Raw genomic sequence first — 13,025 nt, forward strand, 5'->3', positions numbered from 1 at the left:
GGCGGCACCGCAGGCGACCCACGACCGTCCGGCCGGGTGTTGTGCGGCCGTGGCGGCGGGGTGCCCTCGCCCGTCTCCACGGATCGAGCTCCGAACCTTTATGCGCCGGCATCGATGTTATCGCTAACATAATGGTTCCGGTAACAGGTGCGCAAGCCTCGGGTTTCCGGCCGGAACGCAGGGTCGAAATCGTCCCGCAACACACCTGTCGGTCAACGTCGAGCGGCGCGGGCATCCTACGGCGGCCCGCTCAGGTGGCCATGGTTGTTTGTCGCTTTGCAGCTATGACGTACCGATTCGGCGGCTTTGTAGGCATAACGGCCTCGGTGGTGAGATCCGCTCAATACGCTCCTGGATCTACGGAACCCACGGAGATGCGTGAGGGACAGATGAAGGACGCCGACACCATCGTCCTGCCCCGACTCGGGTTGCCGGAGGCCGCCGAGGACCCATGGGGGGAGGGCCGCGGCGAGGCACCGGGCGAGCCGGTGAAGGGTAGCCGCCGAATGCGGCTGGCCGCTTGGCTGGTGCCAGCACTGCTGATGGGCGCACTCGGCGCCGTACGGGCCGGCACACCCGGGCCGCGGATGGCGGAACTCGCGACCCGGGCCGGGGCCACATCGTCCTGGCGGGACACCTGGTCGATGCTCCGCTCGGGCGACAGCGTGCTCTACCACCTGCTGGTGCGGGCCTGGGCGGAGTACTTCGGCACCTCGGAGTTGGCGCTGCGGGGACTCTCCGTCCTCGCCATGGTCACAGCGGCAGCGCTCGTCGGAGCGCTGGCCGCCCGGATGTTCGCACCGGGCACCGGTGTCTTGGCCGGCGTCATCTTCGCCCTGCTGCCGACGTCCGCGCGGTACGCGCAGGAGGCCCAGCCGTACGCGCTCACCCTGCTCGCCGCGGTCCTCGCCACATGGCTGCTCCAGGCGGCCGTGGGTCGGCCGAGACTCTGGCGCTTCGTGCTCTACGCCGCCGTGGCGGGCCTGATGGGTCTGTGTCAGGTGACCGCGCTCCTGCTCCTCGTCGGACACGGCTGGACCGTGCTCGCCTTCCGGCGCGAGGTGGCGCTGCGATGGCTGGCCGCTGCGGTGGTGAGCGCGCTACCCGCGGTCGGCCTGCTCTGGCACGCCACGCGGCAGGGAGTACGGCTCGCGCAGACGTCGAACCCGAGTCTGACCGAATTGGCTGCGACGCCGGGAGAACTGTTCGGCGTCACCGCGCTGGGTGCGGCGCTGCTGGTGCTGGTGCTGTTCAGCCTTCCGCTGCGGCACCCCGCCGCCGTGTTCACCGCCTGGGCGGCCGTGCCGCCGCTGGCTCTGCTGCTCGCTGCGCAGGCGACGCCGCTCTGGCGGCCGGAGTTCGTCCTCTTCACGCTTCCGGCCTGGGCGACGCTCGGCGCGGCCGCGCTCGCGCGATGCGCGTCCGCCGGTCGGCGGGTGTGCTGGCGGCGATAGCCGGGCACCGTTCCGCGACGCGGGACTCAATCCTGCCCTGCTGGTAGATGAAAGAGCAGATATGTAGCCCTTTGGGGCCGAACAGAGCTATCTGAGAAGTTTGCCGGTATCTGTCCTTACGATCAGCATGGCCGTGTTCATGAAGGCCAGGGAACTCCGACCCTTGGGGGGCAACGTGGGCGTCGTGACCGACACACGCCTGTCTCGGGACGTGGCGGAGAGGCCGCCCGGAGGCGGGCCCGTAGAGAGCACCGCGGTCCGGCCGTCACCCGCCCGACGCCCTGACCGTCGTCAACTCAACATCAGTGCTCGCATCGCGTACGCGAGTTGCGGGGCGAGTGCCGGAACTCTCGTCGCGCCACGACATCCGCAGGCGGCGGTCGAGTTCCGATCCGTCCTGTCGCCCGCGGCGCGGCTCGTACTGACCCTGCTGGTCCTCGTCAACAGTGCGGCCGGACTGCTGCTCGTCGGCTGGCTGCTGCTTCCCCAGCACGTACCCGGCTCGGGCGTGACGGGGCTCGGCGACTGGCAGACCGCCGTGGCCCGGCTCGGCTTCTGCGTGATCGTCGGCGTCGAACTGATCCGCCTCGCGCAGAACATGGTCGTCTGGGTGTTCGCGTACCACGCCAAGGATCCGATCCCGGTCGATCCTCCGGTCGGCCTGCGGGTGGCGCTGCTCACCACGATCGTGCCGAGCAAGGAGCCGATCGACGTCGCCGAGCGGACCCTGCGGCGCATGCGGCAGATCGTCTACTGCGGTCAGGTCGATGTCTGGATCCTCGACGAGGGCGACGATCCGGCGGTGAAGGAGATGGCCGCGCGGCTCGGCGTACGCCACTTCAGCCGCAAGGGAAGACCGGAGTACAACCAGCCCGACGGCGAGTTCCGCACCAGGACGAAGTCCGGCAACCACAACGCCTGGCGGGCCGAGCACGAGCACCACTACGACGTGGTCGCCAACGTCGATCCGGACCACGTGCCGCTGGCCAACTTCCTGGAGCGTACGCTCGGCTACTTCCGCGACCCGGACGTCGCCTTCGTGGTGACGCCACAGGTCTACGGCAACATGCACCAGAACATGGTCGCCCACGGCGCGTCGGTCCAGCAGTATCTCTACAACGGACTGATCGCCCGCGGTGGCAACGGACTGGACGCCCCACTGCTCACCGGCACCGGCCACCTGTACCGGCCGTCCGCCTGGCGCAGCATCGGCGGCTACCAGGATTCGATCATCGAGGACCACCTGACCAGCATCCGGATCCACGCTGCGGTGAACCCGCAGACCGGCAACCAGTGGAAGGGCGTCTACACCCCCGACGTGGTGGCCATCGGGGAAGGCCCGACATCGTGGGCGGACTACTTCAACCAGCAGAAGCGGTGGGCGGCGGGAATCTGCGAGATACTGGTCCGCCCCGAGTTGCGGGCGCCGCGCGAACTACGGTCCCGACGGCGCTGGCACTACCGGCTGCTCCAGTTCTACTACCCGAGCGTCGCGGTCAGTCTGTTGCTGGGCAATTTCGCCACCGCCGCGTACCTGCTCACCGGGGTGAGCGCGGCCCGGGTCGACATCGCCGTGTGGTCGGTGCTGTGGGGCGCCACCATCTGCACCTGGTTCGTGCTCTGGCTCTGGCTGCGTCGATTCAACATCGCGCCGCACGAGCGGGAGGAGATCGGCCTGGTCGGCATGGCGCTGGCGCTGTTCGCCGGCCCGATCTACGTGGCGGCTGCCGTCGGCGCGCTGCTGCGCCGCAAGCTCGGGTTCGTGGTGACCGCCAAGGGCAGGCTACGCACCACCGAATCGCTCAACACGTTCCGGCTGCACCTGTGCTGGGCGGCCTTCGCCGCCGGCCTGCTCGCCGTGAGCTTCGTGCTGGAACACGGCCGCACACCACTGCGGGTATGGCCTCTGCTGACCCTCCTGACTGGCCTCGGCCCACCGCTGATCGCGTGCGGGTCGGCTCTGTTGGCCTGGCGCTCGCGCCGCGCCAGTCCGACCGGGCGTCATGCCGTCCGCCACCGGCGGGTCCGGGCGACGGCACCGGTGGTCGCTTCCCGGGAGGTGCCATGGCACGGCTGACTCTGCCGCGGGTCGCCATGTCGCTGGTCGGCGCGCTGCTGCTGGCGTACGCCTTCGCCATCGCACCGGGCACCGGGTCCGGGAGGCGGGAATCCGCCCCGGCGGACCAGGCGGCGGTACGCGAACCGAGCCCTTCGCCATCCCCGCCCGAGGTCTTCCCGCCAGCGGAAAAGGTGTTCATCGGCATCGCGACCAAGGAGGGACCGCACGACTTCACACCCGTGGACGCCTTCACCGCGACGGCGAAGCACCATCCGCAGGTCATGCTCTTCGGTTCCGGCTGGGCGACCGACACCTTCGACCGGACGCTGTTCGACGCGGTAAGCGGTCGGGGCATGCTGCCGATGCTGGCCTGGGAACCATGGGACTACCGGTTGGACGAGCAGGCCCGTGAGAAGGGAGCCGCCCGCGGCACGATCGACCGGCTCCGCTCCCGTCAGCCCGACTACCGGTTGTCCCACATCACGCGCGGCGACTTCGATGACTACCTGCGCTCCTGGGCTGAGGGGATCAAGGCGCTCGACTACCCGGTGGCCATCCGGTTCGCCCATGAGATGAACGGCAACTGGTACCCGTGGTGCGAGACCGCCAACGGCAATCAGCCGGGCGACTACGTCAAGGCCTGGCGCCACCTGCACGATCTGTTCAAGGCTGCCGGAACGACAAACGTGATCTGGGTGTGGAGCCCGAACGCCAGATGGGACGGCTCGACGCCGAAGCTTTCCGCGCTCTACCCGGGGGACGACTACGTCGACTGGATCGGCATCTCGGGCTACTACGGCATGGGCGCCTTCTCGAAATACCGGTCCTTCGACGCGATCTTCAAGGAGACCATCGGGGAGATCCGTGCCTTCAGCGCCAAACCGCTGGTCATCACCGAGACCGCGGCCTCCGACATCGCCGGCCGCAAGGCGGAATGGATCACTGAGACGTTCCGGTCGCTACCCGAGCACGAGGGCATCATCGGGCTCATCTGGTTCGAGGTGAACAAGGAACGGGACTGGCGGATCGTCAGCTCCCCGGCTGTCTCGGCGGCCTTCGCCCAGGCCGTGTCCGATCCGCGCTACCGCTTCACCTGGTCGCCCGAAATGCTGCCGCGCACCGAGCCGGCCGACTGACGGTCGCCCGCCGGGGCCGGTCCCGTGCCGACTTGACTCTCGACCGGGTCGAGGCCGGACAGTGCCGGACGCGAGACACCGACCGGCAACGGTCGGCGCGATGCGGTGATCGGGAGGAACCGTGGCGGCGACATCTACCGGTAGGGCGCCATCGAGCGGCAGTGCGACAGCGGTGCCGGGCGCGTACTGGGCGTGGCTGGGCGGGACGACGCTGTCCCTGATCGGCGTTCAGGCCATGGCGTTCGCGATGGCCTGGGTGGCGGCCGGAGCAGGTGGCGGCTTCGCCGCGCTGGTGCTCACCGCCGTCAACCTGCCCCGGGCCCTGCTCCTGCTGGTCGGCGGTGCGGTGGCCGACCGGCTGGGCGCCTGGACCGTCATGGTGGTCTCGGACGCGGCGATGGTCGTCGTCACCGTGGCATTGGCCGCCGCCGTGTGGTCGGCGGCGGATCCGTGGCTGCCACTGCTGCTGGCAGCCCTGGCCATCGGGGTCGTGGACGCCTTCTACCTGCCCAGCACGGGCTCGATGCCCCGGCGGTTGGTGCCACCGGCCGGGTTGGCGCGGGCGATGTCGGCCCGACACCTTGCCGGTCAACTCGCCATGTTCGTCGGGCCGGCGGCGGGCAGCCTGCTGCTGGCCGCCCTCGGGCTCGCCGCAGTGGCGCTGGCCAACGCCTCAAGTTTCGCCCTGATGCTGGCGGTCCTGGTGGTGCTCCGTGCGGCCATGGGCGGACGGCCGAGCGGATCGCCGGAACTGCCGGACGGGCAGCCGCCGTCGCAACCACTGTGGCGGGCTGCGGTCGACGGCCTGCGGATCGCCGCCTCGCATGCCGTACTGCGGCCCGCAATGCTGCTGGTCGGGGTGGCCGCAGGCTTCCTGCTGCCGGTGTCCAGCCTGCTCGTACCGTTGCTCGGGCGGGAGCGCACCTGGTCGTCGCCGGCCACCAGTGCGGTCGTCGCGGCGTTGGCGCTCGGCACCGCGACCGTCGCGATCCTCGTGTTGGTGCGTGGCGCCCTGCCCGACCCCGGTCGGGCCAGCGCTGCCGCGCTGCTGGTGGCCGCCGTCGGCGTGGTCACCCTGGGGGCGGCGGCCGGTTCGTTGTCGGTCTCGGTCGCCGCCGGGATGGTGATCGGTGTCGGATCGGGTGGCTTCGCCACCCATGTCGGCCCGTTGATCCTGGCCGTCGCCCCGGACACACACGTGTCTCGGGTGCAGTCGGTGCTGGTGCTCGTGCAGAGCCTGCCGCTGCTGCTCACCCTCAACGTGCTCGGTTCGCTCGCCGAGGTCGTGCCGGTGGCGGCGCTGCTGTACGGCTGCGCCGGTGTGCTGGCCGTGGCGGCGGTGACGGCACTGACCTCGCCCTCCCTGCGCCGCGCCGACCGGCGTTGACCGGCGTTGGACTTTCGGCTGCCCGGTTGGGGTGCTCCGGGTGTCCGATGCGGATCCGCCCTACCGTCGGAGAGAATAGCTGACTAAAGTCAGACAACATGGAGCGTGAACTGGTGGACGTGGTGCGGGGCTTCAACCGCACGGTGACCCAGCGTGTCGGCGCGCTGGACGACAAGTTCCTGGCCCGCGATCGGCCGCTGGCCCAGTCCCGGCTGCTCTGGGAGATCGGCCCCGCCGGGGCGGAGGTGGCGGCGCTGCGCAACCGGCTGGACCTCGATGCCGGATACCTCAGCCGGCTGCTGCGCACCCTGGAGGGCGCGGGACTGGTCGTGGTGACACCGGCCGAGGGCGACGGACGGGTACGCATGGCCCGGCTCACCGAAGCCGGCCGTGCCGAGTGGGCACTGCTCGATCGCCGATCCGACGAACTGGCCTGGTCGATGCTCGCCCCGTTGACCGTCGGCCAACGTGACAGGTTGACCACCGCGATGAACGAGGTGCAACGGCTGCTGATGGCCTCGATGGTCACCGTCGAGGTCTGCCCGCCCGCCGATCCGCGTGCCCGTGCCTGCCTGCGGGCGTACGCGGCGGAGTTGGCCGAGCGGTTCGAGTCCGGGTTCACCCTCGACACCGACGACGACCAGCAGTTCGTCCCGCCCGCCGGGGTGTTCCTGGTCGCCACCCTCGCCTCCGAGGCGGTGGGCTGCGGGTCGGTCCGCTTCGACCCCGACGGGCCCGCCGAGATCAAGCGCCTCTGGGTCTCCGGCACGGTGCGCGGGCTCGGTGTCGGCCGACGGCTGCTCACCGAGTTGGAACGGCACGCCGCGGCAGCCGGTGCGGACTGCGTACGCCTGGACAGCAACCGCGCCCTCACCGAGGCGATCCGGCTCTACCGCAGCGCCGGATACGAGGAGATCCCGCGATACAACACGAGCCCGTACCCTGATCACTGGTTCGCCAAGCAACTGCACCACGCGCCGGGGGTGTCGCCGTGACCACACACGAGGTGTCCAACCAGGTCCCCCCGTTGATCGACCACGACACCGCCGACGACCCGGCGCTGCTGGAAGGCCTCGCCCGTGAGGGTGCCGGCTGGGCCGTCGGGGAGGTCCGTGACCTCGGTCGGCTCGCCGGCAGCCAGCCCGCCATCGAGCACGGTCGGCTGGCCAACGAATATCCGCCGGTGCTGCGTACCCACGACCGCTACGGTCACCGCATCGACGAGGTGGAGTTCCACCCGTCCTGGCACGAGCTGATGCGTACCGCCGTCGAGCACGGTCTGCACGCCGCGCCCTGGGCCGACGAGCGGGTCGGCGCGCACGTCGCCCGCGCCGCGAAGTTCTACACCTGGCGTCCGGACGCCGGGCACGGCTGCCCGATCTCGATGACCTACGCGGCGGTGCCCGCGTTGCGGCACGCGCCGGACCTGGCCGCCGACCACGAACCACTGCTGACCACCCGGGCGTACGACTTCGGGCTGCGCCCGCCGCTGACCAAGCGGGGACTGCTCGCCGGCATGTCGATGACCGAGAAGCAGGGCGGCTCGGACGTCCGCGCCAACGCCACCACCGCGCGCCCGCAACCCGACGGCAGCTACCGGCTGGTCGGGCACAAGTGGTTCACCTCCGCGCCGATGTGCGACCTGTTCCTCACCCTCGCGCAGGCGCCCGGCGGCCTCACCTGCTTCCTGGTGCCCCGGGTGCTGCCCGACGGCACCCGCAACCCGATGCGACTGATGCGCCTGAAGGACAAGCTCGGCAACCGTTCCAACGCCTCCGCCGAGGTCGAATACGAGCAGGCGGCGGCCTGGCGGATCGGTGACGAGGGCCGGGGCGTACGCACCATCATCGACATGGTCAACCTGACCCGGCTGGACTGTGTGATCGGTGCGGCGGCCGGCATGCGCCAGGGTGTGATCACCGCCGTGCACCACGCCACGCATCGGCGTGCCTTCGGTCGTGCCCTGATCGACCAGCCGCTGATGCGTAACGTGCTGGCCGACCTGGCCATCGAGTCCGAGGCCGCCACGATCCTGATGATGCGGCTGGCCGGAGCCACCGACCGGGCCGCCCGGGGCGACGCGACCGAGGCGGCGTTCAAACGGATCGCGCTGGCCATCGGCAAGTACTGGGTCTGCAAGCGGTGGCCCGGCCATGCCGCCGAGGCCCTGGAATGCCTGGGCGGCAACGGCTACGTCGAGGAATCCGGCATGCCGAGGCTGTTCCGCGAGTCACCGCTGAACTCGATCTGGGAAGGTTCCGGCAACGTGGCCGCGCTGGACGTGCTGCGCGCGCTCGCCGGCCAGCCCGAGGTGCTGGCGGCCTTCCGCGCCGAGCTGGACGCCGCCGCCGGTGCCGACCCGCGCCTCGACGCGGCGGTACGCCAGGTGCAGGCGGCCCTCGCCGACCCCGCCGACCGGGAGGTACGCGCCCGCCGGCTGGTCGAGCAGTTGGCCCTGGTGTTGCAGGGCGCGCTGCTGGTGCGCCACGGCCACCCGGCGGTCGCCGACGCCTTCTGCGCCTCCCGACTCGCCGCAGACCACGGCCACGCCTACGGCACCCTGCCCCCCGGCGTCGACTTCCCCACCCTCCTCGCCCGCGCCACCCCGAAGCTGCCCTAGCTGTACTGCCCCAGGAACGCAGGACTGTGGCAGCTGAGCGGTACGACACGCCGACGCAGAGCAGCTCTACTGCCACAGCCTTTCCGGCGCACCCGCTCGCTACGTCGACCGGACGCGAACCCAGTCGGTGAACCGTCGGTGCAGGTCCGGCAGGGGCGTGCTCGGGTTCAGTTCGGCCAGTTGGGCGGTGGCCTCCTCGCGCAGCGTCACCAGGTAGACCATCAGCCCGGGGGTGTTGCCCCGGTACTCGGCGAGCAGACGTACCTTCGCCGCACTGCACGGCCACACGACCCCGCACGCCCGGCAGCGCCACGTCGGACGCGAGGCGACATGATCCCGGGCGTGCGGCGCGCTCACCGGCCGACCTTGGCGCGGTGCCGCTCGGCGTACGGAACCGGTCGGATCTGCACCGGCCGCATCCCGTCCGGGCGGACGAACAACTGCCGTTTTTCCGTCGCGTCGCCGTGGCGGTCGAGCACGTAACAATCCACCCAGGCCCAACCGTCGTACGGCTGCCGCTCGACCAACTCGCGGATCACCCGGACCACGATCGGCTGACTGAACTGCGGCGACGCCGCCCGGGTCAGCAGGTACGCGCCGGGAGCGACCCGTGGTGTGCCGTCCGGTCGCGTGGGCGTCGGGCTCGCGGCCCGTCTCGGGGCGGTTCCGTGGGATGTGGCGGCGTGCGCTGGTCTCTGCGCGGGCATGGGCGGCCCTCCCGTCGGTGCGCGTCGTGGAAGGGGGCCGACCCTCGAAGGTGTACGGACAGGTCGGCCCCCGTGCAGCGCCCACGGGGGCTACTGGTCCAGCCCGTGAACACCGCCTACCGCCACCTTGCCGTCAGTGTGGAGACAGTGACACCGCGTAGGGATATGGTGTCGAGGAATCCCTTGTGTCGAGAGGTGTCGCAGTGAATGACGCACTACGAGTGGCGCTTCAGCGGGCCGGCCACACAACGGAATCCCTTGCTGGCCAGATCGGTGTGGACCCCAAGACGACGGACCGTTGGCTTCGCGAGGGACGCATTCCACACCCGGCACACCGGAGCGCGGCAGCAGCCGCACTCGGACAGAATGTGTCGGACATATGGCCGGACACAAATCGACGGCATCGGGATCTCGTGTGGTTCCGTCCGTGGGAGGCAATCGAGCGCGAGGCGCGCTCGCTGCGCTCATACCAACCGCTGGTCCTGCCGGGGCTGTTGCAGACAGAGAGATATGCGCGGGCACTCTTCGGGTCGGCCGGGCAGTACACACCGGATGACATCGAGCGGCTGGTGGCGGCGCGAATGTCACGTCAATCGGTGCTCTCCGGTGATGCTCCCCCGTGGTTGACCGCGGTCATCGACGAGGGGGCGCTGCGGCGCAGCGTGGGTGGGCCCGAGGTGATGCGGCAGCAGGTGGAATCGCTGGCTGCGACGGCGGATCTGCCGCACGTTCGTGTGCACGTGGTACCGCTGTCTGCGGGGGCATACGCTGGCCTGTCCGGGCCGTTCGTGATCGCCAGTAGCGCTGACAACCGCACCGCCGGATACCTGGACACGCAGCTGCACGGCAAGGTGGTGTCTGATCCGGCAGAGCTGGTTGCCCTTATGGCTGCGTGGGAGAATGTGCGAGGTGAGGCCTTGTCCCACCGGCAGTCAATCGAGCTCCTGAGGGAAGTGGCTGAGACATGGACCTGATCGGTGCCACCTGGCGCAAGAGCAGCCGCAGCAGTGCGAACGGCGGTGACTGCGTCGAGGTCGCGGACAATCTCTCCGGGGTCGTTCTCGTCCGGGACTCCAAGGACCGTGACGGCGGGATGCTGGCCTTCGGTCCGGCGGCCTGGAAGGCGTTCGTCGCCCAGGTGACCGAGCGGGCCTGACCGGCGAGCGGCCCTGACCCGGATGCGCGAAGCGCCCGTTCCCCGAGCCGGGACGGGCGCTTTTCTCGTCCGCCTCGCATCGGCCTTCTGGGCCCGAGACGTTGAGTGATCGCCGTACGCTGTGCAATTCTGATCTGTCGATGTGTTGTCGCGCGAGTGACCGTCGCCCGATGGGCAGCCGGGGCCCGTCCGGGCCTGCGGCGGGTGACGGCAGGTGAGCTGGTCGTTCTCTCTTCTCCGCCGCCGGTCGTGGGCTGTCGGCCGGGCGGATCTCGCTCGTGATCGAAAAAGGACAACCATGAGATTTCCGAACAGGCACGGTGTTCGATCCTCGGCCCGATCGTGGCGACTGCCCCGGCGTGGAGGTGCGCTGCTCGTGGCGGGCCTGCTGCTCGCCACAGGCGTGGTGACCGGGGTCGACGCCCCGAGCGCCGACGCGGCGACGGCACCGGTGACGGTGAGCGTGAACGCGCGGGCCGGGCTGGCCCGGGTGCCCGACACCGCGCTCGGCGTCAACCACGCCATCTGGGACCAGTATCTGGCCACCCCCGAGACGTCGGACCTGCTGCGCGACGCCGGGGTGCAGATGATGCGCTACCCCGGTGGCTCGTACGCCGACATCTACCACTGGCGCGACCACACCGCGCCCGGCGGCTACGTCGCTCCCGGCACCGACTTCGACACCTTTATGGGTGCGGTGCGGCGGGTCGGCGCCGAACCGATGATCATCGCCAACTACGGCACCGGCACGCCGCAGGAGGCGGCCGACTGGGTGCGGTACGCCAACGTGACAAAGGGCTACGGCGCGCGGTACTGGACGGTCGGCAACGAGAACTACGGCAACGGTCACTACGGGTCCGCCTGGGAGGCCGACCACCACCCCGACAAGAGCGCCACCTACTACGCGAACCTGGTGGTCGACTACGCCGAGGCGATGAAGGCCGCCGACCCCACCATCAAGGTCGGCGCGGTGCTGACCATGCCGGCCAACTGGCCGGACGGCCTGACCGCCGGCAACGACCCGGGCCCGTGGAACCAGACCGTGCTGTCCATCGCCGGGCCGTCGATCGACTTCGTGGACGTGCACTGGTACCCGGGCGGCAGCCCCGCCGAGTCGCTGCCCCGGACCAGCCACATCACCGACGCGGTGTACCTGCTGCGCCAGCAGATCACCCGGTACGCCGGGTCCCAGGCCGACCGCATCGGGATCAGCCTCACCGAGGTCAACGTCACCTCCGAGGGCATGACCAGCCAACCGGCCGCGCTGTTCCTGGCCGACGCCTACAGCGGTCTGCTGGCCAACGGGGTCTTCACCGTGCACTGGTGGAACGTGCACAACGGCATCGGCCGGGTGAGCACCGTGGCGGGGCAGACCGACTACGGCGACTTCGGGTTGCTCTCCAGCGGCACCTGCACCGCGGACGGCTCGGTCTGCGAACCGCCGGTGAACACCCCGTTCGCCGCCTATCACGGGTTGTCCATGATGAGTCGGTTCGCCCGCACCGGTGACCAGTTCATCCGCGCCGAGACCGACCAGCCACTGGTCAGTGCGCATGCGGTGCGGCGGGCCAACGGGGAGGTGGCGGTGCTGCTGATCAACAAGGACCCGGAGAACGCCCACCCGGTCACCATCGACTACGCCGGGTTCGCCCCGGCCAGCGGAGCACCGACGGTGCACACCCACACCAACGGCGCCACCGAGGTCACCACCGCCCGCAGCGGCGAGGCGACCAGCCGTACGCTGCCGCCGTACTCGCTGACCACCCTGGTGGTGCGGCCGGCGGCTGCGGTCACCGGCGCACCCGGCGCGCCCGGCCAACCCAGCGCGACCGGCGTCACCGACCGGGACGTGACGATCACCTGGCCGGCCGCCACCGCCGGGGCCGCCCCGATCGCCAAGTACGAGGTGCACCGGCAGAACGGTGCGGTCAGTGAGCAGCTCGGCGAGACCTCCGGGACCAGCCTGACCGTCGGCAACCTCGTGCCGGGCCGCAGGTACACGGTCAACGTGCTGGCCCGCGACACCACAGGACGGGTCTCCTGGGCGTCCCCGCCGCTGACCTTCACCACCGGCAGCCCCGCGACCAGCGGATGCGCCGTCCGCTTCACCAGCACCACGGACTGGGGCAACGGCTACGTGGCAAACGTCGACATCGTCAACAACAGCGAGCACACCATCGACGGGTGGACCCTGACCTGGACCTGGCCCACCTCCTGGCAGCGGGTCGGCAGCGGGTGGAGCGCCACCTGGGAACAGGTCGGCAGCACCGTGCGGGTGACAAGCAACGACGACAACCGTCGACTCTCCGCCGGGGCCTCGACCACTGTCGGCCTCGTCGGCGAGTACAGCGGGCCGAACGTCGTACCGACGGCGTTCCGGCTCAACGGCACCCTCTGCACCATCGGCTGACCCCGTGCGGTCCGCCGGCGGCGTCATCCCGCCGGCGGACCGCACCGGGTCGCCGTGAACGAGCCCAACCTGGTCGTGTCGGCCAGGTCCCGAGCG

At 70.4% G+C, this 13,025-nt stretch carries 11 protein-coding genes; 9 read left to right on the top strand and 2 right to left on the bottom strand.

Annotation, left to right across the window (positions count from 1 at the left end; translation table 11 throughout):
- Window positions 1–374: 374 nt before the first annotated feature.
- From EG812_RS16830 to EG812_RS16855, 6 genes are all read left to right on the top strand, one after another.
- Entirely contained in the window at window positions 375–1,454 is a 1,080-nt protein-coding gene (locus tag EG812_RS16830; protein WP_233579510.1) for a glycosyltransferase family 39 protein, read from the top strand.
- Between the two features lie 184 nt (window positions 1,455–1,638).
- On the top strand, window positions 1,639–3,531 hold the full coding sequence (locus EG812_RS16835) for a glycosyltransferase family 2 protein (protein WP_232510807.1): 1,893 nt from the start codon (window positions 1,639–1,641) through the stop codon (window positions 3,529–3,531).
- A complete protein-coding gene (locus EG812_RS16840; protein WP_126712091.1) occupies window positions 3,519–4,649 on the top strand; it encodes a glycoside hydrolase family 26 protein in 1,131 nt (376 codons plus the stop codon). Before EG812_RS16835 ends, EG812_RS16840 begins: the two co-directional genes overlap by 13 nt.
- 121 nt (window positions 4,650–4,770) lie before the next feature.
- Complete coding sequence (locus EG812_RS16845) at window positions 4,771–6,036, top strand: MFS transporter (protein ID WP_232510808.1); 1,266 nt, start codon at window positions 4,771–4,773, stop codon at window positions 6,034–6,036.
- A gap of 98 nt (window positions 6,037–6,134) precedes the next feature.
- A complete protein-coding gene (locus tag EG812_RS16850; RefSeq protein ID WP_013733680.1) occupies window positions 6,135–7,031 on the top strand; it encodes a bifunctional helix-turn-helix transcriptional regulator/GNAT family N-acetyltransferase in 897 nt (298 codons plus the stop codon).
- Window positions 7,028–8,656 (top strand): isovaleryl-CoA dehydrogenase, encoded by a 1,629-nt coding sequence (locus tag EG812_RS16855; protein WP_013733681.1) that lies wholly within the window; start codon window positions 7,028–7,030, stop codon window positions 8,654–8,656. The genes EG812_RS16850 and EG812_RS16855 overlap by 4 nt, the downstream gene beginning before the upstream one ends.
- 99 nt (window positions 8,657–8,755) lie before the next feature.
- On the opposite strand, the gene EG812_RS16860 is transcribed toward EG812_RS16855, so the two are convergent.
- Both EG812_RS16860 and EG812_RS16865 read right to left on the bottom strand, forming a co-directional pair.
- Window positions 8,756–9,013: a hypothetical protein gene (locus EG812_RS16860; protein WP_013733682.1), complete on the bottom strand. Its 258-nt coding sequence runs from the start codon at window positions 9,011–9,013 to the stop codon at window positions 8,756–8,758.
- Window positions 9,010–9,363 (bottom strand): hypothetical protein, encoded by a 354-nt coding sequence (locus EG812_RS16865; protein WP_126712092.1) that lies wholly within the window; start codon window positions 9,361–9,363, stop codon window positions 9,010–9,012. Before EG812_RS16865 ends, EG812_RS16860 begins: the two co-directional genes overlap by 4 nt.
- A 203-nt stretch (window positions 9,364–9,566) precedes the next feature.
- On the opposite strand from EG812_RS16865, the gene EG812_RS16870 reads away from it, so the two are divergent.
- The 3 genes from EG812_RS16870 (at window position 9,567) to EG812_RS16880 (ending at window position 12,929) form a co-directional block, all read left to right on the top strand.
- On the top strand, window positions 9,567–10,337 hold the full coding sequence (locus EG812_RS16870) for a DUF5753 domain-containing protein (RefSeq protein ID WP_126712093.1): 771 nt from the start codon (window positions 9,567–9,569) through the stop codon (window positions 10,335–10,337).
- Window positions 10,328–10,519 carry a DUF397 domain-containing protein gene (locus EG812_RS16875; RefSeq protein WP_126712094.1) on the top strand — a complete coding sequence of 64 codons (192 nt, stop codon included), beginning with the start codon at window positions 10,328–10,330 and terminating at the stop codon, window positions 10,517–10,519. Before EG812_RS16870 ends, EG812_RS16875 begins: the two co-directional genes overlap by 10 nt.
- A gap of 376 nt (window positions 10,520–10,895) precedes the next feature.
- On the top strand, window positions 10,896–12,929 hold the full coding sequence (locus tag EG812_RS16880) for a cellulose binding domain-containing protein (RefSeq protein ID WP_013733686.1): 2,034 nt from the start codon (window positions 10,896–10,898) through the stop codon (window positions 12,927–12,929).
- Window positions 12,930–13,025 lie beyond the last annotated feature (96 nt).

The organism is Verrucosispora sp. FIM060022 (genome assembly GCF_003977705.1).
GTDB classification, from domain to species: Bacteria; Actinomycetota; Actinomycetes; order Mycobacteriales; family Micromonosporaceae; genus Micromonospora; species Micromonospora gifhornensis.